At 60.3% G+C, this 22901-nt stretch carries 17 protein-coding genes; 7 read left to right on the top strand and 10 right to left on the bottom strand.

The annotated features are described in order from the left end of the window. Positions 1 to 119 precede the first annotated feature (119 nt). Entirely contained in the window at positions 120 to 533 is a 414-nt protein-coding gene (gene mscL / locus CAF63_RS24370) for a large-conductance mechanosensitive channel protein MscL (protein WP_085689693.1), read from the bottom strand. Between the two features lie 284 nt (positions 534 to 817). Here mscL and katB point away from each other — a divergent pair, with 284 nt between their 5' ends. After that, positions 818 to 2359 carry a catalase KatB gene (gene katB, locus CAF63_RS24375; protein WP_085689695.1) on the top strand — a complete coding sequence of 514 codons (1542 nt, stop codon included), beginning with the start codon at positions 818 to 820 and terminating at the stop codon, positions 2357 to 2359. A gap of 142 nt (positions 2360 to 2501) precedes the next feature. Continuing rightward, positions 2502 to 3869 carry a DNA repair protein RadA gene (gene radA, locus CAF63_RS24380; RefSeq protein ID WP_085689697.1) on the top strand — a complete coding sequence of 456 codons (1368 nt, stop codon included), beginning with the start codon at positions 2502 to 2504 and terminating at the stop codon, positions 3867 to 3869. Here radA and CAF63_RS24385 read toward each other — a convergent pair whose 3' ends face one another. Further along, on the bottom strand, positions 3870 to 4238 hold the full coding sequence (locus tag CAF63_RS24385; protein ID WP_085689698.1) for a PilZ domain-containing protein: 369 nt from the start codon (positions 4236 to 4238) through the stop codon (positions 3870 to 3872). 159 nt (positions 4239 to 4397) lie between these two features. Here CAF63_RS24385 and CAF63_RS24390 point away from each other — a divergent pair, with 159 nt between their 5' ends. From CAF63_RS24390 to yjiA, 3 genes are all read left to right on the top strand, one after another. Further along, positions 4398 to 6464, top strand: a complete 2067-nt coding sequence (locus CAF63_RS24390; protein ID WP_085689700.1) for a carbon starvation CstA family protein — start codon at positions 4398 to 4400, stop codon at positions 6462 to 6464. 15 nt (positions 6465 to 6479) lie between these two features. Further along, positions 6480 to 6677 carry a YbdD/YjiX family protein gene (locus tag CAF63_RS24395; RefSeq protein ID WP_003228401.1) on the top strand — a complete coding sequence of 66 codons (198 nt, stop codon included), beginning with the start codon at positions 6480 to 6482 and terminating at the stop codon, positions 6675 to 6677. Positions 6678 to 6838: 161 nt separating this feature from the next. Then, positions 6839 to 7819 carry a GTPase gene (yjiA, locus tag CAF63_RS24400; protein WP_178081322.1) on the top strand — a complete coding sequence of 327 codons (981 nt, stop codon included), beginning with the start codon at positions 6839 to 6841 and terminating at the stop codon, positions 7817 to 7819. A gap of 113 nt (positions 7820 to 7932) precedes the next feature. Here yjiA and CAF63_RS24405 read toward each other — a convergent pair whose 3' ends face one another. The 5 genes from CAF63_RS24405 to CAF63_RS24425 all read right to left on the bottom strand — a co-directional run bounded on the left by CAF63_RS24405 (position 7933) and on the right by CAF63_RS24425 (position 16353). Beyond that, positions 7933 to 8643 (bottom strand): GntR family transcriptional regulator, encoded by a 711-nt coding sequence (locus tag CAF63_RS24405; protein WP_085689702.1) that lies wholly within the window; start codon positions 8641 to 8643, stop codon positions 7933 to 7935. 25 nt (positions 8644 to 8668) lie between these two features. After that, complete coding sequence (locus tag CAF63_RS24410; protein ID WP_007950980.1) at positions 8669 to 9373, bottom strand: FadR/GntR family transcriptional regulator; 705 nt, start codon at positions 9371 to 9373, stop codon at positions 8669 to 8671. A gap of 49 nt (positions 9374 to 9422) precedes the next feature. Beyond that, positions 9423 to 10736, bottom strand: coding sequence for a C4-dicarboxylate transporter DctA (locus CAF63_RS24415; RefSeq protein WP_085608708.1), 1314 nt, complete (start codon positions 10734 to 10736; stop codon positions 9423 to 9425). A 276-nt stretch (positions 10737 to 11012) separates the two neighbouring features. Further along, entirely contained in the window at positions 11013 to 12266 is a 1254-nt protein-coding gene (gene glyA, locus CAF63_RS24420; RefSeq protein WP_007950978.1) for a serine hydroxymethyltransferase, read from the bottom strand. 238 nt (positions 12267 to 12504) lie between these two features. Then, positions 12505 to 16353: a bifunctional diguanylate cyclase/phosphodiesterase gene (locus CAF63_RS24425; protein WP_085689704.1), complete on the bottom strand. Its 3849-nt coding sequence runs from the start codon at positions 16351 to 16353 to the stop codon at positions 12505 to 12507. A gap of 276 nt (positions 16354 to 16629) precedes the next feature. Here CAF63_RS24425 and ettA point away from each other — a divergent pair, with 276 nt between their 5' ends. Together ettA and gdhA are read left to right on the top strand one after the other, a co-directional pair. Further along, entirely contained in the window at positions 16630 to 18294 is a 1665-nt protein-coding gene (ettA, locus tag CAF63_RS24430; protein WP_085689706.1) for an energy-dependent translational throttle protein EttA, read from the top strand. A gap of 193 nt (positions 18295 to 18487) precedes the next feature. Continuing rightward, positions 18488 to 19825: an NADP-specific glutamate dehydrogenase gene (gdhA, locus tag CAF63_RS24435; protein WP_085689708.1), complete on the top strand. Its 1338-nt coding sequence runs from the start codon at positions 18488 to 18490 to the stop codon at positions 19823 to 19825. Between the two features lie 10 nt (positions 19826 to 19835). Here the strand turns inward: gdhA and CAF63_RS24440 are convergent, their stop codons facing one another. The 3 genes from CAF63_RS24440 to CAF63_RS24450 form a co-directional block, all read right to left on the bottom strand. Next, on the bottom strand, positions 19836 to 20330 hold the full coding sequence (locus tag CAF63_RS24440) for a GreA/GreB family elongation factor (RefSeq protein WP_085689710.1): 495 nt from the start codon (positions 20328 to 20330) through the stop codon (positions 19836 to 19838). A gap of 70 nt (positions 20331 to 20400) precedes the next feature. Next, a complete protein-coding gene (locus tag CAF63_RS24445; RefSeq protein WP_085689712.1) occupies positions 20401 to 20757 on the bottom strand; it encodes a hypothetical protein in 357 nt (118 codons plus the stop codon). 216 nt (positions 20758 to 20973) lie between these two features. Further along, the gene (locus CAF63_RS24450) at positions 20974 to 22827 is read right to left on the bottom strand and encodes a DUF4105 domain-containing protein (RefSeq protein ID WP_085689714.1); all 1854 of its coding nucleotides are present in this window, start codon (positions 22825 to 22827) and stop codon (positions 20974 to 20976) included. Positions 22828 to 22901: the final 74 nt, after the last annotated feature.

Here is a 22901-nt window from a genome sequence, read left to right on the forward strand (position 1 = left end):
ACTGATGGGCTGAAGAGCCTTTTTCAGCACAAAAACAAACGCCCCGAATAAGTCGGGGCGTTTGGTCTAAGGCCTGTCAGTGTGTTTTCACACAGTCTGCTCAGGCGCCGTTTCAGTCTTCAAGGCCGGTTGTTCTGGGCCTTGAGCAGATCGCGGATCTCGCCGAGCAGTTCTTCTTCCTTGGTCGGTACCGGCGGCAAGGTAGGCGCCACGGCTTCTTCGCGTTTCAAGCGGTTGATGGCTTTGACGCCCATGAATATCGCGAAGGCGACGATCACGAAGTCAAGAACGCTCTGGATGAATTTACCGTACGCCAGCACCACCGCGGGGGCGTTGCCCTCGGCGGCTTTCAGCGTGATGGCCAGGTCACTGAAATCCACCCCGCCGATCAGCAGACCTATGGGTGGCATGATCACGTCGCCGACGAACGACGAAACGATCTTGCCGAAGGCCGCGCCGATGATGATACCGACGGCCATGTCGACCACATTGCCTTTGACCGCGAAGGCCTTGAACTCGCTGAGCACGCCCATAGTTATTTCCTTGTTACAGATGAGTTTGGTGTACGCAGTGTAAATCAGCATAACGCGTCCTGCGCGAAACACCTTCTTACAAAGCCCGTTTTTATCGACACACCATTTCGCAATTAGTTTGCAAAGTGCCACTAATCGCGCGCGGAATACGCCTCAAGCCGCTGATCCCGAAGAAAAAATATTCAATCACGGCGTTGTGATCTTTCTATTTAGGTTTGGCGAATCGAGCTTCTAGCCTCTGTCTGGCGCACCTGGATGCGCCTCACAAAACAGAGGAACCTGAAATGAATTCCACACTTGGTTCAGGGATTATTCCCTACCGCCGTACTGTCGGCGTATTGGCCGCCGGCCTGTTGACCCTTTCCGTCAATGCCGCGCCGCTGACCCGTGACAACGGTGCTGCGGTTGGCGACAACCAGAACTCGCAAACCGCCGGAGCCAATGGCCCGGTGTTGTTGCAGGACGTGCAACTGATCCAGAAGCTGCAACGCTTCGACCGCGAGCGCATTCCCGAACGCGTCGTGCATGCTCGAGGCACCGGTGCCCATGGCACGTTCACCGCAACCAACGATCTTAGCGATCTCAGCAAGGCCAAGGTGTTTACCGCCGGCCAGGTCACCCCGGTGTTCGTGCGTTTCTCGGCGGTGGTTCACGGTAATCACTCCCCGGAAACCCTACGGGACCCGCGGGGTTTCGCGACCAAGTTCTACACCGCCGACGGTAACTGGGACCTGGTGGGCAACAACTTTCCGACGTTCTTCATCCGTGATGCGATCAAGTTCCCGGACATGGTGCACGCCTTCAAGCCAGACCCTCGCACCAATCTGGATGATGATTCCCGTCGCTTCGATTTCTTCTCCCATGTACCGGAAGCCACACGCACATTGACCGAGTTGTATTCCAACTCGGGAACGCCGGCCAGTTATCGGGAGATGGATGGCAACAGTGTGCACGCCTACAAGTTGGTCAATACCAAGGGTGATGTGCACTATGTGAAGTTTCACTGGAAAAGTTTGCAGGGCATCAAAAATCTCGATCCGCAACAAGTGGTGCAAGTTCAGGGCCGGGATTACAGTCACATGAGTCACGATTTGGTAACAAATATTAACAAAGGGAATTTTCCCAAGTGGGACTTGTACATCCAGGTCTTGAATCCGCAAGACTTATCCAGGTTTGACTTCGATCCCCTTGATGCAACCAAAATCTGGCCGGGTATCCCTGAGCGCAAAGTTGGACAAATGGTGTTGAACCGCAATCCAGCGAATGTCTTCCAGGAAACCGAACAAGTGGCCATGGCGCCTTCAAATGTTGTTCCGGGCATCGAGCCTTCGGAAGACCGTTTGCTGCAAGGCCGGATATTTGCCTATGCCGATACGCAAATGTATCGCCTCGGCGCCAACGCCCTGCAATTGCCGATCAATGCCGCCAAAACCGCCGTCAACAATGGCAACCAGGATGGCGCGATGAATGCCGGTGCGAGCAGCTCGGGTGTCAACTATCAGCCAAGCCGTTTGCAACCGCGTGAAGAGACGCCAGCTGCGCGATACAGCCAGACCGCACTGCAGGGCAGTACGCAACAGGCGAAGATCCAGCGCGAGCAGAACTTCAAGCAGGCCGGTGATCTGTATCGCTCGTTCAGCAAGAAGGAGCGCCAGGATCTGATCGAGAGCTTCGGCGGTTCGCTGGCCGGCGCCGATGACGAGAGCAAGCACATCATGCTGTCCTTCCTCTATAAGGCGGATCCGGAATACGGCGCCGGTGTGACCAAAGTGGCCAACGGTGACCTGGATCGGGTCAAGGCCCTGGCGGCCAAACTGGTCGACTGACCGCGACACTTTCAAGTCCGGCACTTGTCGGGGTTTGACCGGCAGCAGCGCCGCGCGTCTGGCCAGCGGAGAAATCCGTCCCGGTGCGCCGCGCTGATCGGCGATGGCTGCGTTATCATCGCGGTTTTTGCCGGGGGTTCAGATGGCCAAGGCCAAGCGCATGTACGGCTGCACCGAGTGCGGCGCAACCTTTCCCAAGTGGGCCGGGCAGTGCGGCGAATGCGGCGCCTGGAACACCCTGACCGAAACCATGGTCGAGAGCGGCGGTGCCGCCGCTCCGAGCGGGCGCACCGGTTGGGCAGGGCAGCAAGCCCAGATCAAGACGCTGGCCGAAGTCAGCATCGAAGAGATTCCGCGTTTTTCCACAGCCTCTGGCGAGCTCGACCGAGTGCTCGGCGGCGGTCTGGTGGACGGTTCGGTGGTACTGATCGGCGGTGATCCCGGCATTGGCAAATCGACGATCCTTTTGCAGACCCTGTGCAACCTCGCCAAGAACATGCCGGCGCTGTACGTCACCGGTGAGGAATCCCAGCAACAGGTCGCCATGCGCGCACGCCGCCTGGGTCTGCCGCAGGATCAACTGCGGGTCATGACCGAAACCTGCATCGAAACCATCATCGCCACTGCCCGTCAGGAAAAACCCAAGGTGATGGTGATCGACTCGATCCAGACGATTTTCACCGAACAACTGCAATCGGCACCGGGCGGCGTGTCCCAAGTGCGCGAAAGTGCGGCATTGTTGGTGCGCTATGCCAAGCAAAGCGGCACGGCGATTTTCCTGGTCGGCCACGTGACAAAGGAAGGCGCGCTCGCAGGGCCGCGGGTTCTGGAGCACATGGTCGATACCGTGCTGTATTTCGAGGGCGAGTCCGACGGGCGATTGCGTTTGCTGCGAGCGGTGAAAAACCGTTTCGGCGCGGTCAACGAACTCGGCGTGTTCGGCATGACCGATAAGGGCCTGAAAGAAGTCTCCAACCCTTCGGCGATTTTTCTCACACGCGCTCAGGAAGAAGTCCCGGGCAGCGTGGTGATGGCAACGTGGGAAGGCACCCGGCCGATGCTGGTGGAGGTTCAGGCGCTGGTGGATGACAGTCATCTGGCCAACCCGCGTCGAGTCACCTTGGGTCTGGACCAGAATCGTCTGGCGATGTTGTTGGCGGTGCTGCACCGTCACGGCGGCATTCCGACTCACGATCAGGACGTGTTCCTCAACGTGGTCGGCGGGGTGAAGGTGTTGGAAACTGCGTCCGACCTGGCGCTGATGGCCGCCGTCATGTCGAGCCTGCGCAACCGTCCGCTGCCTCATGACTTGCTGGTGTTCGGTGAAGTCGGTTTGTCCGGCGAAGTGCGCCCGGTGCCGAGCGGTCAGGAGCGATTGAAGGAAGCCGCCAAGCACGGCTTCAAGCGTGCGATCGTGCCCAAAGGCAACGCGCCGAAGGAAGCGCCGGCAGGGTTGCAGATCATTGCGGTGACACGTCTGGAGCAGGCGCTGGACTCGTTGTTCGAGTAATCAGAGCTCCATCAACGCGCCAAGCTCCCGTTCGAGCTCGGCCTCATCCCCGAGGTTGAGTTCGATCAGGCGCCGCAGGCGCTGAATCGACTCCAGGCTGATGTGCCGGCACTGGAAACCCAGTTGGCCATGATCGTCGTGCGCCAGTTGCACATCCATCTGAATGTCGATGTCCTTGCTCAAATGAATGTCGACGTTGAAGTCCTGCGTTTCATCCCCCAGCCACGGTTCCGGTTTTTCGATCAACAGGCCCTTGAGCGACAGGTCGATCAGCTTCACCGGCCAGATGTACTCGCCCTGGCTCAATTCGGTTCTGGCGTCGAACGCGATACGTTTGAAGCGGCGACGCTCGGACGGGGGCTCGCTCATGGCGCAATCCTCAGGAAGGTCAGCTGACTATAGACCCGACCAGCGGGGTGATGCCAACGAATGGACTGTCTAGACCAATGTCGGGGTATGGCCTTTGCCGCCAACAGCGCTAAACTCGGGGTGGCTGTCTTTCTTGTCCACCCTGGCTGGAATAATAAAATGAAAAATAATAATAGCCTGCTACGCCACTTACCCTGGCTGCTGCTGGCAATCGTAGGAGCGTGCGCCCTTGGCGTAGTGGCATTGCGCCGAGGCGAGGCGATCAACGCCTTGTGGATTGTGGTCGCCGCCGTGGCCATCTATCTGGTTGCATATCGTTACTACAGTCTGTTCATCGCTAACAATGTGATGCAACTCGATCCGCGTCGGGCCACTCCCGCCGTGCTCAACAATGACGGTCTGGACTACGTTCCGACCAACAAACACATTCTCTTCGGTCACCACTTCGCGGCCATCGCCGGCGCGGGGCCTCTGGTCGGCCCGGTACTGGCGGCACAGATGGGCTATCTGCCCGGTACGTTGTGGCTGATCGCCGGCGTGGTGCTGGCGGGCGCGGTGCAGGACTTCATGGTCCTGTTCATGTCGACCCGTCGCAACGGTCGTTCGCTGGGCGACATGGTGCGTGAAGAAATGGGCCGTATCCCCGGCACCATCGCGCTGTTCGGCTGCTTCCTGATCATGATCATCATCCTCGCGGTGCTGGCGCTGATCGTGGTGAAAGCCCTGGCTGAAAGCCCGTGGGGCATCTTTACCGTGATGGCGACCATTCCGATCGCGATGTTCATGGGCATCTACATGCGCTACATCCGTCCGGGCCGCATCGGCGAGATTTCGGTCATCGGCGTTTTGCTGCTGCTCGGTTCTATCTGGCTGGGCGGGCAGATTGCCGCCGATCCGGTCTGGGCCAAGGCCTTCAGCTTCACCGGCGTGCAAATCACCTGGATGCTGATCGGTTATGGCTTCGTCGCCGCCGTTCTTCCGGTGTGGCTGATCCTTGCCCCGCGTGACTACCTCTCCACCTTCCTCAAGATCGGTACCATCGTCGCCCTGGCGATCGGCATCCTGGTGACCATGCCCGAGCTGAAAATGCCGGCCCTGACCCAGTTCGTCGACGGCACCGGCCCGGTATGGAAGGGCGGTCTGTTTCCGTTCCTGTTCATCACCATCGCTTGCGGTGCGGTATCGGGTTTCCATGCACTGATCTCGTCCGGGACCACGCCGAAGCTGCTGGATAACGAAACCAACGCCCGTTACATCGGTTACGGCGGCATGCTGATGGAATCGTTCGTGGCCATCATGGCCATGGTCGCTGCCTCGGTGATCGAGCCTGGCGTGTACTTCGCCATGAACAGTCCGGCCGCCGTGGTCGGCGGTGACGTGGTGTCCGTGGCAACCGCAGTCAGCAACTGGGGCTTTGCAATTACCCCGGAAGCCCTGCAAGCCGTGGCGCATGACATCGGCGAAACCACCATCCTGGCCCGTGCCGGTGGTGCACCGACCCTGGCGGTCGGTATCGCGCAGATCCTGCACAGTGTCCTGCCGGGTGAAAACACCATGGCGTTCTGGTACCACTTCGCGATCCTGTTCGAAGCGCTGTTCATCCTGACCGCAGTCGATGCCGGCACCCGTGCCGGTCGCTTCATGCTGCAGGACCTGCTCGGTTCCTTCGTACCCGCACTGAAACGTACCGAATCCTGGACTGCCAACCTGATCGCCACCGCCGGTTGTGTGGCGATGTGGGGCTGGTTGCTGTATCAGGGCGTGATCGATCCGCTGGGTGGTATCAACACCTTGTGGCCGCTGTTCGGCATCTCCAACCAGATGCTGGCCGGTATCGCGCTGATGCTCGGCACCGTGGTCCTGATCAAGATGAAGCGCCAGCGCTACATCTGGGTCACCCTGCTGCCGGCCACTTGGCTGCTGATCTGCACCACGACCGCAGGCTTCATCAAGCTGTTCGACGCTAACCCTGCGATCGGCTTCCTGTCGCTGGCCAAGAAGTACAGTGATGCACTGGCCAACGGTCAGGTGCTGGCGCCGGCGAAAAGCGTCGAGCAGATGCAGCACGTGATCTTCAACGCCTACACCAACGCTACATTGACCGCGCTGTTCCTGTTCGTGGTATTCAGCATCCTGTTCTATGCGCTCAAGGTCGGCATCGCCGCCTGGGGCAAAAAAGAGCGTACGGACAAAGAATCGCCATTCCAGGCCCTGCCGGACGCGTAACCAGAGGATTGCAGCATGTTCAATGACCTGAGTCGCCTCGGTAAATACCTCGGTCAGGCCGCGCGCCTGATGGTCGGCATGCCCGACTACGACACCTACGTCGAGCATATGCAGACCAAACACCCGGACAAACCGGTGATGAGCTACGAGATGTTCTTTCGCGAACGTCAGGAAGCTCGTTACGGTGGCAAGGGTGGGCCGAAGTGCTGTTGAACTGACAGCCTTCGGTTGATGTAGTCCCCAACTGTGGGAGCGAGCTTGCTCGCGAAAGCGGTGTGTCATTGAGCAATGATGTCGACTGACACGACCCCTTCGCGAGCAAGCCCGCTCCCACATTTGTTTTGTGTTGTTCATCAATTTTGCGAAGGGGATCGATGTTGTCTTCTCCAATACCTGTAACGGTACTCAGCGGTTTCCTCGGCGCCGGCAAGACCACCTTGCTGCGCCATCTGTTGAAAGCCGAGCACGGCCTGAAAATCGCCGTGATCGAAAACGAATTCAGCGACGCCGGTATCGACACCCAACTGCTGGGCGACGAGCCAGTGCAAGTCATGACCCTGGCCAACGGCTGCGTCTGCTGCACCATTCACACCGATCTGACCAAGGCCTTGTACCTGCTGCTCGAACGGCTGGACAGCGGCGAAATCGCCTTCGATCGGCTGGTCATCGAATGCACCGGCTTGGCCGACCCGGCTCCGGTGGCGCAGACCTTTTTCATCGACGAAGAATTGCGCGAGCGCTATTTGCTCGACGGCATCATCACCCTGGTAGACGCGGCCCACGCCGAGCTGCACCTGACCCAGACCATCGCCCAGGCGCAGATTGGTTTTGCCGACCGCTTGCTGGTCAGCAAGACCGATCTGGTGGACGAGGCCGCGTTCACCGCGCTCAGCGAACGCCTGACCCGCATCAACCGCCGGGCACCGATCCACGTGGTGGAACATGGCAACATCGATCTGGCCGAACTACTCGATGTGCGCGGTTTCAACCTGAACGCCGATCTCGGTGGCGGGGTGAGTCTGCGGCCGGTCAGCAAGGCGCCGTCCATCGACCGGATCTCCAGCCTGGTGCTGCGTACCGACCAGCCGCTGGATATCGATCAGCTCAGCGAGTTCATGAATGAACTGCTGGAAGAGCACGGCAAGCAACTGCTGCGTTACAAAGGCGTGTTGAACATTGCAGGCGAAGATCGGCGGCTGGTGTTCCAGGGTGTATTGAAGCTGTATGGCTTCGACTGGGACACCGAGTGGGCGGAAGGCGAGGTGCGGGAAAGCGTGATCGTGTTTATCGCCGACGATTTGCCGGAAGAGAAGATCCGGGAGGGGTTTGCCAGGGTGGCTGCACAGCAAAACTGAATTTGTGGAGACTGGAAGGGCCTCTTCGCGAGCAAGCTCGCTCCCACAATAGATCGCATTCTGTCAGGAGGAATGCCATTCAATGTGGGAGCGAGCTTGCTCGCGATGGCGATCTAACCGACAACGCATGGCTCAAGAGCTGAACCCAGCAACGTCTGCTCAAGATGTTCCAAATGCCGATTCATCAACATACCGGCTCTGGAAACATCTCTACGCTCCAACGCCTCAACCAACGCCAGATGCTCCTGCCACGCGCAACAGCTGTGCGTCTGCTCGCCACATAGCGCAATCGCTAGTGAGGTCAGCGGCACCAACGTGCCGAGAAAATGCGCCAACGGTGCATTCCCCGCCATTTTTGCCAACTGCAAATGAAATTCACCGGACAGACGAATCGCTGCGCCCCGTCGATTTTTATCCACAGCCTGACGCTCACGTTCGATCAACGCTCGCAGGCGTTTCAGATCTTCAGCCTGCGCATGCTGACAAGCCAGCCTTACCAGCGTGTTCTCGGCCAGACGCCGGGCGTGCAGGGCCTGACGTGTCTGTTCGGCGTCCGGTGCGGCAACCCGCGGTCGATGGTTGGCCCGCAGCACGATGATCTGTTCGTGGGACAGTTGTGTCAGCGCCCGACGCACATCGGCGCGGCTGACGCCGAACATCTGCTTCAGGCTCTCTTCGGTAAACCGGCTGGCGGCATCGATGCGTTGCTCGAGGATCGCGTCGAACAGGCGCGGATACAGATCCTCCACCGGCGCGTGCAGGCGGGAGAAGGGCAGGGCCGCCGAAGTCGGGCGAGGGTGCGACGGCGTGGCAAGGCTGTTCATGGCCGGTCTCCAGTGTGAGGCGTTTTCAGTGGCTCAGGTTGTCATCCGGGATATTCAGTTCGATGCCCATCCGCTGTCCTTCACGCAGGATGTGCCGGCGCATTTCGGCGCTGGCCTGGGCGCTGTTCTTGCTGCGGATCGCGCGCACCACGGCTTCGTTTTCCTCAAGGCGTTCGGCCAGGTGCTCCGGCGAGTTGCGCAGTACTTCGGCACTTTGCTTGAGGGCGTTGCTGGTCTGTTGCACCACGCTCTGGAAAATCGGGTTCGAGGTCAGGGTGAACAGTTCTTCGTGGAACGCGATGTAGGCGCTGACCCCGGCTTCGCTGTCGCCCGCTTCGAGGGCTTCGCGCATGTCCATCAGGGTCAGGCGCAGTTGCCCGACTTCCTTGCTGCTGATCGACTGCGCCACCAGGCCAACGATGAACGGCTCAAGGGTGTAACGCAGTTGCAGCACGTCTTCGAGGCTGGCGCCGGCTACCGCGCTGTCGTGGCTTTGGCTGTCACTGGCCTGCGCGTCGAGGACCACCACGCCCTTGCCGGGCATCGAGCGCACCAGGCCGAGGGTTTCCAGTACGATCACCGCTTCGCGCAGGCTCGGGCGACTGATGCCCAATTGTTCGGCCAGTTCACGCTGGCCCGGCAGCATTTCGCCGGAGCGCCATTGGCCGCGGGCGAGGGCGGCCCGGAGTTTTTCTACCACTGAGTTGACGACGGTTGATGTAGTAATCACGTGTTCGCTCCATGAGCCGTGCCTGCATTTGCGCAGGCACGGCACTCATTCAGAATTCTTTGGCCGCCGCTTGAGCGACGGTTTTTCTCGGCTGAAAGTTATAGCCCTGCTCGCCGTTGAGCACCTTGTTCGCCCGTTGCACGTCGATGTCCTTTTCCCAGCGGGCGATGGCCACGGTGGCGACGCAGTTGCCGATCAGATTGGTCAGCGCCCGGCCGATACCCATGAACCAGTCCACCGCCAGTACCAGCACCAGACCGACCACCGGAATCGCCGGGATGGCCGTCAGGGTGGCGGCGAGAATCACCAGCGCCGAACCGGGAATGCCGTGGGCGCCTTTGGAGGTAATCAGCGACACCAGCAAAATCGTCAGCAGGTCGGTCATGGCCAGCGGCGTGCCGGTGGCATTGGCAATGAACACGATGGCCAGGGTCAGGTAGATCGAAAAACCGTCGAGGTTGAACGAGTAACCGGTTGGAATCACCAGCCCGACGGTCGAGCTGCCGATGCCCAGATGCTCAAGCTTGCGCATGATCTGCGGCAGCACGGCGTCGGAGGAGGCGGTGCCCATGACGATCAGCAGTTCTTCGCGCAGGTACTTGAGCAGCGGCCACATGCGCAGGCCAGACAAACGCATTACCAGACCGAGAATCAGCGCGACGAAGGCGATGCAGGTCAGGTAGAACAAGCCGACCAGGCTGCCCAGGTGTTGCAGCGAATCCAGGCCATATTTGCTGGTGGTGAAGGCAATGGCACCGAACACGCCGATCGGCGCCAGACGCACGATCATGCCCATGATCCGGAAGATCACGTGGCTCAATTCGTTGATCAGCCGGGAGATCCCGGAAGCGGCTTCGCCCACCAGATTCAACGCGCTGCCGAACAGCACCGAGAACAGCAGCACTTGCAGAATGTTGTTGTCGGCAAAGGCGCCGAGCACCGAGGTCGGGATCAGGTCCATCAGGAACTGGGTGGTAGTGTGCATGTGCTGGCCGCGTTCGGCGATGTCGCCCATATCGGCGGCGGACAACTGCTCCAGATGGATGTTGGCGCCGCTGCCGATCCCGGTGCTGAACGCGAACACCAGACCGATCACCAGGGCGATGGTGGTCAGCACTTCGAAGTAGATCACCGACTTGAGGCCGATGCGCCCGACCTTCTTCAGGTCGCCGGCGCCGCTGATGCCGCTGACCACCACGCAGAACACGATCAGGCCGATGAGCATCTTGATCAGTTTGATGAAACCGTCGCCGAGCGGTTTGAGCTGGGCCGAGTATTCAGGAAGGGTCAGCCCGCAGACGATGCCGAGCACCAGTCCGAGAACCACTTGGAGGAAGATTGAACGCGAGCACCATCTGAGCATGGGAGGAATCCTGGTCGGTGTCCTGGCTGCCGTGCGCGGGGCGCATCAGATTCAGGACTTAATTATTGTGGTCTTACCGGTATGTCCAGTGCGGGTGCAGTCTAGGCGCTGTTTTTTACGGATCGCAAGTGAAAAATGACGGATTGGCATGACCGGTCTGACCAGTTAAGCGCCAGGCCCCGACCTTGAGCCATTCGCAGTTCGAAACTTTTTTGCGGGCGAAAAAAAACCGGCCATCACTGGCCGGTTTTTCATGCTGCGGATTTAGCGTCGCAATTAAGCGCCGTATACCGGCAGTTTCTTGCAGATGGCTTTGACTTTCTCACGAACGGCGTCGATCACTGCTTCGTTGTTCAGGTCAGCCAGGATGTCGCAGATCCAGCCGGCCAGCTCTTTGCACTCTGCTTCCTTGAAGCCGCGAGTGGTCACAGCCGGAGTACCGAAGCGCAGGCCGGAAGTGACGAACGGCGAGCGTGGGTCGTTTGGCACGGAGTTCTTGTTCACGGTGATGAACGCTTTGCCCAGAGCGGCGTCGGCGTCTTTACCGGAGATTTCCTGCTTGATCAGCGACAGCAGGAACAGGTGGTTTTCAGTACCGCCGGAAACTACGTCGAAACCGCGCTCGATGAACACGCCGGCCATGGCCTGGGCGTTTTTCACCACTTGTTGCTGGTAAGCCTTGAACTCAGGCTGCAGTGCTTCCTTGAAGCAGATCGCTTTGGCGGCGATCACGTGCTCCAGCGGGCCACCCTGGGCGCCCGGGAATACGGCGGAGTTCAGCTTCTTCTCGATGTCGGCGTTGGCTTTGGCCAGGATCAGGCCACCACGTGGACCGCGCAGGGTCTTGTGGGTGGTGGTGGTCACGACGTCAGCGAACGGAACCGGGTTCGGGTAGACGCCAGCGGCGACCAGACCGGCTACGTGAGCCATGTCGACGAACAGGTAGGCGCCAACCTTGTCGGCGATGGCACGGAAGCGCGGGAAGTCGAGGATCTGCGAGTACGCAGAGAAACCGGCCACGATCATTTTCGGCTTGTGCTCAACTGCCAGACGCTCGACTTCGTCGTAGTCGATCAGGCCGTTGGCGTCGATGCCGTACTGGATGGCGTTGTACAGCTTGCCGGAGGAGGAAACGCTGGCGCCGTGGGTGAGGTGACCACCATGTGCCAGGCTCATGCCCAGGATGGTGTCACCGGCCGACAGCAGGGCCAGGTAAACAGCGGCGTTGGCTTGCGAACCGGCGTGCGGCTGAACGTTGGCGTAGTCGGCGCCGAACAGTTCCTTGGCGCGGTCGATGGCCAGTTGCTCAACGACGTCTACGTACTCGCAACCACCGTAGTAGCGCTTGCCCGGGTAGCCTTCGGCGTACTTGTTGGTCAGTACCGAGCCTTGAGCTTCCATCACCGCTGGGCTGGTGTAGTTCTCCGAAGCGATCAGCTCGATGTGTTCTTCCTGGCGCTGGGCTTCTTGCTCCATGGCGGCAAAAAGATCGGCGTCGTACTTGGCAATAGTCAAATCACGGCTGAACATGGCGGTCCTCAAGGATCGGGGGCAGAAAAGGGGGGCATTCTAACCCATCGGGTTTTGGATGGCATATGAAACGACATCATGTCGCAGACAAGTGGCGTTCATGACCAGATATGTGGCGTCCGTGCCGGCCTTCGCTGACCAGCCGGTTCGCACAATAACCGAGGCCGGCCCGCGATTTTGTGATCGACATCAATCCCTGTGAGAGCGAGCTTGCTCGCGAAGATCGCGCCGCCGATCTTCAGTCGAACATGAACAGCGCATCATTGCTGAACTGCGCCTCGAACCGTCCCGCCGGCATCGGCCGTCCGAATAGATAACCCTGAACCTCGTCGCAGCCATGCTCGCGCAGGAAGTCCAGTTGCTCATGGGTTTCCACGCCCTCGGCGATCACCGCCAGATTCAGGCTGTGGGCCATGGCGATGATCGCCCGGGCAATCTGCGCGTCCTGCTCTCCGGACGGCAGGCCGTCGACGAAGGTGCGGTCGATCTTCAGTACGTCGATCGGGAATTGCTTGAGGTAGTTCAACGACGAGTAACCGGTGCCGAAGTCGTCGACCGCAATGCTCAGGCCGAGGTTCTTCAGACCGGCAAGGATCTGCATCGCCTCGCTGACTTCGCGCATCAGGATACTTTCGGTCAGCTCCAGTTCCAGACACGCCGGCGGCAGGCCGGTTTCCTTGAGGATGGTGGCGATCCGCGTACCGAGCTGGCCGTCGGAGAACTGCCGGGCGGAAATGTTTACCGAGACCTTCGGCACGCGTACGCGGCTCTGGTGCCAGGTCTTGAGCTGACGGCAGGCCTCGCTGATCACCCAGTCGCCGACGTCCACCACCAGCCCGAGTTCTTCGAGCACCGGAATGAAATCCCCCGGCGGCACCAGCCCGCGACGCGGATGACGCCAGCGCAGCAGGGCTTCAGCGCCGGTCAGGCGTTTGCCGTCGCCGCTGAACTGCGGCTGGTAATACAGCACGAATTCGTTCTGCTCGAGGGCGTGGCGCAGATCGCTTTCCAGTTCCAGACGTTCAAGCGCACTGGCGTTCATGTCGGCCTGATAGAACTGGAAGTTGTTCTTGCCGCGCTCTTTGGCGTGGTACATCGCGGTGTCGGCGTTCTTCATCAACTGGCTGAGTTCGTTGCCGTCCTGCGGGCTCAGGGCGATGCCGATACTGGCGGTGACGAAGAACTCGCGGCCTTCGAGCACGAACGGTCGTACGAGGCTGGCGAGAATCTGCTCGGCCACGTGGATTGCACGGTTCAGCGCCATCTCACGGCTGGAACGGTGTTGCAGCAACAGGGTGAATTCGTCGCCACCCATCCGCGCCACGGTGTCGTCATCGTCGACGCAGGCCAGCAACCGCGTGGCCATGTCCTTGAGCATGCGGTCGCCGGCGGCGTGGCCGAGGGAGTCGTTGATCGGTTTGAAACGGTCGAGGTCGAGGAACATCAGCACCACCCACGACTTCTGCCGCTCGGCCGATTGCAGCGCGGTGTGCAGACGATCCTGGAACAGCGTGCGGTTCGGCAGATGGGTCAGGGCGTCGTAGTAGGCGAGGCGGTGAATCCGCTGCTCGCTGGCCTTGCGCTCGCTGATGTCGCTGAAGAAGCACACGTAACTGGCCAGGTCGCCCTCGTCGTCGAGCACGGCGGTGATGCCGACCCACGCCGGGTAGTGCTCGCCGTTGCGACGCTTGAGCCAGACTTCGCCTTCCCAGGTGCTGTGCTGATGCAGCTGCTTGAGCACGTAGCGCAGGTGCGCGTCCTGCTGTTCGTCGACGGTCAGCATGTTCGGCAACTGGTCGAGCACTTCGCTCACCGCGTAGCCGCTGACCCGGCTGAACGCCTCGTTGGCCTGGACGATATAGCCGGCCGGGTCGGTGATCAGAATCGCCGAGGTCGAGTGCTCGAATACCGTGGCCGCCATGCGCAGGTCTTTTTCGGCGCGGCGCTGCTGGCTGATGTCGCGACCGACCCCGAGCACGCCTTCAAAGGCGCCGTGCTCGTCCCACACTAGCACCAGACGCAGTTCGATCGGGATCTTGCGGCCATCGGCGCGCAGGCAGTCGAACAGGAACAACTGGGTCTGCACCTGGCTACGCAAAATCACCAGTTGCTCGGGTTTGCCCAACGCTTTGCTGACCCGATCCATCAAGTGATAAATGCCGCTCAGTTGCTGTGGGTTGGCGATGGTCGACTGCCAGCCGTTCTGGAAAATCCATTCGGCGTCATAACCCAGCACCGCTTGCACCGACGGGCTGACGTAGTTCAGCGACAGCTGGCTGTCGGTGGAGAAAATCACGTCGCTGATGCTTTCGGCGAGCATCCGGTAACGTTGCTCGCTGTCGCGCAACGACTCGCTGGCCTCGATCTGATCGGTGATGTCCTTGGCCACACCGATGATCCGTGTGACCTGATCGTGCTTGTCCCGGGCCAGCGCCTGCTCGCGAATGTCGAAGCGCCGCCACTTGCCGTCGCGATGACGGAAGCGCAGCTGGCATTGCAGCAACTGACTGTAACCGGCGTGGCGCTGCATCTGCCGCGAGCGATGGTAGTAGTCGGCGTCTTCCGGGTGCAGGAGAATTTCCCAGAAGTACTCGCCCATCTGATGCAACTCGGTGCGGTTGTAACCGAGGGTCTGGCCGAGGTGGTGGTTGCTGAAGATCATCCGCTGGCTGATCACGTCCTGCACATACAGGTGATCCGGCACGGTACGCACCACGTCCGACCAGAAGCCTTCGCGCTCCAGCAGCGACAGTTCGATCAGCTTGCGGCTGGTGATGTCGTTGATGCTCAGGATCACGGCTTTGTAGTCGTGCTGCTCATGGGGCAGGCGCAGCACCAGCCACAGATGCTGGTCGCGGCCATTGATGTCCGGCAGTTTGATCTCCAGTTCCAGCTGCTTTTGCTGCTGGAGTACGGCGTCGAGCACCTGATTGCCGATCGCGCACTGACTGTGCGGCTGACCGTCGATCAACAGTTGCCAGGCGTGGTCGCAGGAGTTGACGTTGAGCAGTTGCAGCGCGACCTGGTTGACCTCGGTCACCCGCAGTTCGTGGAGCAATTGCTGGCGCTGCGCCGGCTGGTCGAGCCAGGCCTTGAGCTGGTCGCTGGTCTGGATCTGGGCCTTTTCGAAAACCTGCTTGAGCCCCGAAAGATCGAGCACGCACAACGCCACGCCGGTGCCTTCGAAAATATCCTGATAACGCCGACGCCCTTCATGCACCTGGCGCTGGCGGCGACGCATGTTGAGCAATGCGATAAACGGCAGCAGCGAGAGCGCCAGGCCCAGCAGGCATTTGCCGATGAATGCCGGCAGCAATTGTTCGAGCACATGCTGGCGGTCGAACAGGCCACGCAGTTGCCAGTCGCTGCTGCTCAGCGGCACGGTCAGCACGCTGTTGGCCAGATCGTCCGGGGTCAGGGTGCTGGTCTTGGTGGACGGCAGGGCTTTGTCACGGCTGATGATCTGATGATTGACGCGGTTTTCCACCAGCCACAACGGGCGGATACCGCTGTCGCCCTGTTTGGTCAGCGCGTCGAAGAAGGTCGGCGTCAGGCGCAGCGCCCAGTAACCGCGCGTGCTGCCGCTGGCCTGATGCAGCAACAGATGCACTACCGAACCGTCGTCGGCGTTACTGAAATAATGGGCTTGAGCGCGGCTGCGGCGCACCAGATCGCTGAGATAATCGGCGTCGTGGCTGTCGGTGGCGCTGTCGCTGAGGATTTTTCCGGACGGGGTGAGCAGCGCGAGGCTGCGCAGGTCGGGCAACGATTGCTGAAGCTTGCGCAGCAGCGCCTGCTGTTCGTCGGCCGACTGGGGCTGTTCGACGATCGGTAGCAGATTGAGGGCGATCTGCGCGTTCAGCGCCATGTTCAGGCTGACCTGCGAGGCGAGGTCGGCGGTGTAGTCGATGGTGTACTGACGCTGGTTTTTCTGGGTTTCGCGCAGTTGATCGAGCAATTGCCAGAACAGCAGCGCCAGCAGCAACAGCACCAGTGTCGCCAGCGCGCCTTTCAATGTTCCGCGCAGGGACGAGCCGGGCGCCGGTAGGGTGCTGCTCACAGAAGCTGGCGGAGTGACATTGGACAAGCTGTAATCCTGCGGTTTGGCTGGACTGGCGCGACGTGCACTATAAGCCGGACGCCCAAAGGGCGGCTAGCATGCCTTGAGTTGTGGCGAAGTGCCAGCCCCGCTCGGCTGGACTGCCTTCCGTCATTCAGGTAGCTTTGCCGGTTACGCGGGAGCGTTCCAGCTCCTAGACTTTCCGCGCGCACGCATTGATATCTTCCAGTGAACGACGCGCACGGTCTGGCCGGGCATTGCCTGTGTCCCAATCATTCATCAGTCACTGACCCAAGGTTCTCCATGGCTCAATACGTCTTCACCATGCATCGGCTGGGCAAAGTTGTTCCGCCGAAGCGGGAAATCCTGAAAAACATTTCGCTGTCTTTCTTCCCCGGCGCCAAGATCGGCGTACTCGGCCTCAACGGTTCGGGTAAATCCACGCTGCTGAAAATCATGGCCGGCGTCGACACCGAGTTCGAAGGCGAAGCGCGCCCGATGCCGGAGCTGAACATCGGTTACCTGCCGCAAGAGCCGCAACTGGATCCGACCAAGACCGTGCGTGAAGTAGTCGAGGAAGCGGTCAGCGTGATCAAGGATGCGCAAGCGCGTCTGGACGAGGTCTACGCCGCCTACGCCGATCCTGATGCCGACTTCGACAAACTGGCCGCCGAACAGGCCAAGCTCGAAGCAATCCTGCAGGCCAGCGACGGTCACAACCTGGAGCGCCAGCTGGAAGTCGCCGCCGATGCGCTGCGTCTGCCGGCCTGGGACGCCAAGGTCGAGCACCTGTCCGGTGGTGAAAAGCGTCGTGTGGCCCTGTGCCGTCTGCTGCTGTCCGCCCCGGACATGCTGCTGCTCGACGAACCGACCAACCACCTGGACGCCGACTCCGTTGCGTGGCTCGAACACTTCCTGCACGACTTCCCGGGCACCGTGGTAGCGATCACGCACGACCGTTACTTCCTGGACAACGTCGCCGGCTGGATTCTGGAACTCGACCGCGGCGCGGGCATTCCTTACGAGGGCAACTACTCGGGTTGGCTGGAAGCCAAGTCCGAGCGTCTGGCCCAGGAATCCAAGCAGCAATCGGCCCACGAAAAAGCCATGAAGGAAGAACTGGAGTGGGTGCGCAAAGGCGCCAAGGCCCGCCAGTCCAAATCCAAGGCTCGTCTGCAGCGCTTCGAAGAAATGCAGTCGCAGGAATTCCAGAAGCGTTCGGAAACCAACGAGATCTACATCCCGGCCGGTCCGCGCCTGGGTGACAAGGTCATCGAATTCAAGAACGTCACCAAGGGCTACGGCGATCGCGTGTTGATCGACAACCTGTCGTTCTCGATGCCCAAAGGCGCCATTGTCGGCGTGATCGGCGGTAACGGTGCCGGTAAGTCGACCCTGTTCCGCATGCTGATGGGTAAGGAAACTCCGGACTCCGGCAGCATCGAGATCGGCGAAACCGTGCAGCTGGCCTGCGTGGACCAGAGCCGCGAAGACCTGGACGGCAGCAAGACCGTGTTCCAGCAGATCTCCGACGGTTCCGACCAGATCCGCATCGGCAACTACGAGATCCCGTCGCGTACCTACGTCGGTCGCTTCAACTTCAAGGGTGGCGATCAGCAGAAGTTCGTCAAGGACCTGTCCGGTGGTGAGCGCGGTCGTCTGCACCTGGCGCTGACCCTGAAGGAGGGCGGTAACGTCCTGCTGCTCGACGAACCGTCCAACGACCTCGACGTTGAAACCCTGCGTTCCCTTGAAGAAGCCCTGCTGGACTTCCCGGGCGCCGCCATTGTGATCTCTCACGATCGGTGGTTCCTTGACCGCGTCGCGACTCACATCCTGGCGTACGAAGACGACTCGCAAGCGGTGTTCTTCGAAGGCAACTACACCGAGTACGAAGCCGATCGCAAAAAACGCCTCGGCGAAGCAGCGGCCCAGCCACACCGGGTACGCCACAAGAAACTGGCCTGATTACAGGTTGGTTGCATGAAAAAGCGGAGTCTTCGGACTCCGCTTTTTTTTGCCTGCGATGCAGACTGTTTTATAACGTGTGTACTATTTGTTTTCATAAATGCGACATTTTTGTCTGTTGCTGTGTACATGTCGTTTGTTACAGTCCGGCTCAATCTCCTCCAACGACAACAAATTTGCTGAGACTTTTCCTATGATCGAATCCGTCGAATCCTTCCTCGCCCGTCTGAAAAAGCGCGATCCGGATCAACCCGAATTCCACCAGGCCGTCGAAGAAGTCCTGCGCAGCCTGTGGCCGTTTCTCGAAGCCAATCCGCACTATCTGACCTCGGGGATTCTGGAGCGCATCTGCGAGCCGGAGCGGGCGGTGGTTTTCCGGGTGTCGTGGGTCGACGATCAGGGCAAGGTCCAGGTCAATCGCGGTTTCCGCATCCAGATGAACAGCGCCATCGGCCCGTACAAGGGCGGTTTGCGCTTCCATCCTTCGGTGAACATGGGCGTGCTGAAATTCCTCGCCTTCGAACAGACCTTCAAGAACTCCCTGACCTCATTGCCCATGGGCGGCGGCAAGGGTGGCTCGGACTTCGATCCGAAGGGCAAGAGCGACGCTGAAGTCATGCGTTTCTGCCAGGCGTTCATGAGCGAGCTGTACCGCCACATTGGTGCCGACGTGGACGTGCCGGCAGGAGATATCGGTGTCGGCGCACGGGAGATCGGATTCCTGTTCGGCCAATACAAACGCCTGAGCAACCAGTTCACCAGCGTGCTGACCGGTAAGGGCATGACCTACGGCGGCAGCCTGATCCGTCCGGAAGCCACCGGTTTCGGTTGTGTGTATTTCGCCGAGGAAATGCTCAAGCGCCGCGAGCAGACCGTCGAAGGCAAGCGCGTGGCGATCTCCGGTTCCGGCAACGTTGCGCAGTACGCGGCTCGCAAGGTGATGGACCTGGGCGGCAAGGTGATTTCCCTGTCCGACTCCGAAGGCACGTTGTATTGCGAGGCCGGCCTGAGCGAAGAGCAGTGGCTGGCGCTGCTGGAACTGAAGAACGTCAAGCGCGGGCGGATCAGCGAATTGGCGGCGGCATTCGGCCTGGAGTTCCGCGCCGGTCAGTTGCCATGGTCGTTGCCGTGCGATATCGCGCTGCCATGCGCGACCCAGAACGAACTCGACGCCGAATCCGCCCGCACCTTGCTGCGCAATGGCTGCGTGTGTGTGGCCGAAGGCGCGAACATGCCGACCACCCTCGAGGCTGTGGATCTCTTTATCGAAGCCGGCATTCTGTTTGCGCCGGGCAAGGCCTCGAATGCCGGCGGCGTGGCGGTGAGCGGTCTGGAAATGTCGCAGAACGCCATGCGCCTGCTGTGGACGGGCGGCGAGGTGGACAGCAAGTTGCACGGGATCATGCAGTCGATCCACCACGCCTGCGTGCATTACGGAGAGGAAAACGGCCGCATCAATTACGTCAAAGGCGCGAACATCGCGGGCTTCGTCAAAGTGGCCGACGCGATGCTCGCCCAAGGCGTGGTTTAAGCAACGGGGTTCAAGAGCGCTCGATGCGGATCACTTCAATCAGTTGATCTCCGGCCGGGCGCTGCCACAGCACTTCATCGTTGAGCCGCGCGCCAAGCAGTGCGCGGCCCAGCGGTGAGGCCCAGTTGATCAGGCCGTTGGCGGCATCGGCCTGATCTTCGCCGACCAGTTGCACCCGGCGTTCCGTGTCGTGTTCGTCGGCGTAGGTCACCCAGCTGCCGATCTGCACTTTGTCGGTAGATGTCGGGGCCGGCGCGACCTGGGCGCTGCCGACCCGTTGATTGAAATAACGCAAATCCCGTTCGAGATCGGCCAGCCGCTGCTTGTCGGCCTGTTCGCCCTTGGCGGACTGTTCGGCGTGCAGGGTTTGCAGTTCGGCGACTTTCGCCTGCAACTGGGCAAGGCCTTGCGGCGTAACGTAATTGGGCTGTGTGCTGACCTGCCGTTCGACCGGCTGGTCGGCTTGCGCAGCGGCGTTGTCTTCGTTGACGAAGGCGCGACTCATGATGGGCTCCTGTTACAACCGTTGGGCCATGGTCGCAGGCAAAAGGTTTCGCTGGATGTCTGGAAACGACCTACTGCGAACGATAAGCCCGCGCGGCGCCCTGATCCTTCTCTTGCTGCCAGGCGCGCTCGCGCTCATCCCAGTGTTCGTTGCGATACTCTTCGCGATCCTTGTTTTCCAGCATAGCCTGACATTGGCGGAAGCCGTCGCTCCAGCCCTCGGCGTATTGCTTGTCCTTGAGATAGCGCGGCACGTTCTTGCGAAACTCGCCGCTGATCGAGCCGGCCGCCTGACGACCGCTGATGCAACCGTCATCGAAACCGTCGGCAAACGCCGGTGGATAACCCTTGGCGATCAGATCTTCGTGGGTGCTCTGACAGCCACCCAGCAACAGCAACACGCCCGCAAAAACCGCACACCGCCACATCACACTCTCCCGAGCCGTCATACGGCTGATAGGGAAAGTGTAGAAGGTGATTCGTCGGGCTTTGGTGAAAGGCCTGTCAGTAATTCGTTAACCAGTGGAGATCCCTGTGGGAGCGGGCTTGCCCGCGATAGCGAATGATCAGTCAACAGAGATGTTGAGTCTGATGGCCTCATCGCGGGCAAGCCCGCTCCCACAGGTTCAAGGAAATGTTCGGGATCAGTAGTGATACCACTTCACTTCCAGCATCACCTCGGTCTCCGGTGTTGCCAGATGGCTGAACTCACGTTGGGCGCTCAGGCGCAGGCCGAGGTTGCGCGACAATTCCCACTGCTGGTTCAGACTCAGGCTGCGGCGCACTTCACCATTGAAGAAGTAATCGCCTTTGGCCTCCAGGCTGAGATTGCCCAGCGGGTTTTTCCACAATACGCCGGTATTGAAACCGCCTGCAGGGGAAACGAACTCGGCGAAATCATTGTTGTGTTCAACGCGCACCGTGCCGAGGGCAAAACCCAGCACATCGTCACCCAGCGCCCAGGTGCCGCCACCACCACCGTTGACGTGGCTGACCAGGGTTTCGTCGTCATGCTTGCCCGGCACACGTTCAAGACCCCCGGTGACTTGCCAAGACAGCGGCTGCAGCAGCGCGTTGCGCGGCGTCAGCGAGCGGATAGTCGCCAGGTCCAGTTGCTGGAATTGCCAGTGATTGCCTTCGTACTGGCGCAGCTTCATCTGCAGGATTTCGATCTGTGCGCCGAGGGGGAAACTCTCGGCGTTGTCGTTGAGGTCGTGATAGGCCATGCGCAAGCCGTACTCGCCGAACGCGCGGTCACCGCGAGTGCCGAGACCTGCCTGCCAGGTGCGCGATTCGTGGCCGTCCTCGGGCAGGCCCGGTTGCGAAATTTGCAGCTCCGGCGCCGGGTTCTTGTTGATCGCCCGCAGCAATTCGAAACTGCGCTGCGCCCGCTGCGGATCACGTTCCTGGCCGTTGGCGCGGTAGCGTTCCAGCCGATACGCCGCGTCGATGATCAGCGCTTGGCGATCCCGGGGCAGTGCCTTGAACGTCGGATCCTGCAATTGCTGTTGATCGGCGCTGACTTTCAGCACCCAGTCCTGTTCCTCACCGCTCAGCGGCTCGGCGCGGCTGAGCAATTCACGCTCGCGGGACGGGCGATATTCGATGTGCTCGACCAGCCCGGCTTCCTTCACCGCTTTGACGGTGTCGGTGGGGATCGCGGTCAGCGGGAATTGTTCGGTCAGGCGCAGACTCGGACGGGCGACCTGCAACAGTTCGAGCAGACGATAGGAGCAGTTTTCATCGAAGAAGAAATAGTCGAACTGGACCTGCTTCAACTCCCACACATGCTCGACCATTCGCGCGGTTTCGGCTTGCGTCAGATTGAGCCGGTATTCCCACAGGTCGCGGTTTTCCAGGCTGCGGTATTCCGAGAGTTTTTCCTGATACGGCACCAGCGCGAACAGCCCCGGATAACCACCCATCAGGCCTTTCCAGGCGTAAAGAATGCTGTTGTCCGAGCCTTCGATGTAGGCGCCGAAATTGATCGCGTAACTGAGCAGCGAAGTCTTGTCGCTTTGTACGTCAGCCTGGTCGATGCGCAGCAGGGTGTGGCCGAACATCGACGACGGGCTGTTGAGGTAGGCCGCCGGGAAAATCATCACCGCGCTGTGGGGCGAGACGTCCTTGAACCATTTCTTGAATTCGGCGCAGTCCGGCGTCGGCAGGTCGGTCAGCTTGAGTTGATCTTTCAACCAGCGGGTGCGTGCCGGGTAGACGCACTGGGCGTGTTGCTCACCGAGACTGGCGGGGGCGTACAGCGCTTGCACGGTGGCGGCCAGTTCATGGTCGGGGTGTTCGTTGCCATCGGGGGCGAGGAAGAATTTTTTGTCGCTGACGTAGCTGCGCCAGCCGCCGAGCTTGGCGGTTTCGTAATGACCGAGGGAAATCCAGAAACGGTCGTTGGCCAGTTGCTGCAAACGTTGAGGGTCGATGTGGGGCGCGGCGGACAGCGGGGCGCAGACACACAGCGCCAGCCAGGCAAGGCGTTTGAGCATAAATGGCAACTTAAGTCGAAAGAAACAAAGACCCAAGGAGGGCGGGCCGAAAAAATAAAACCCGCTTCCCGAAG

It is taken from the genome of Pseudomonas sp. B20(2017) (genome assembly GCF_002113125.1).
GTDB lineage: Bacteria > Pseudomonadota > Gammaproteobacteria > Pseudomonadales > Pseudomonadaceae > Aquipseudomonas.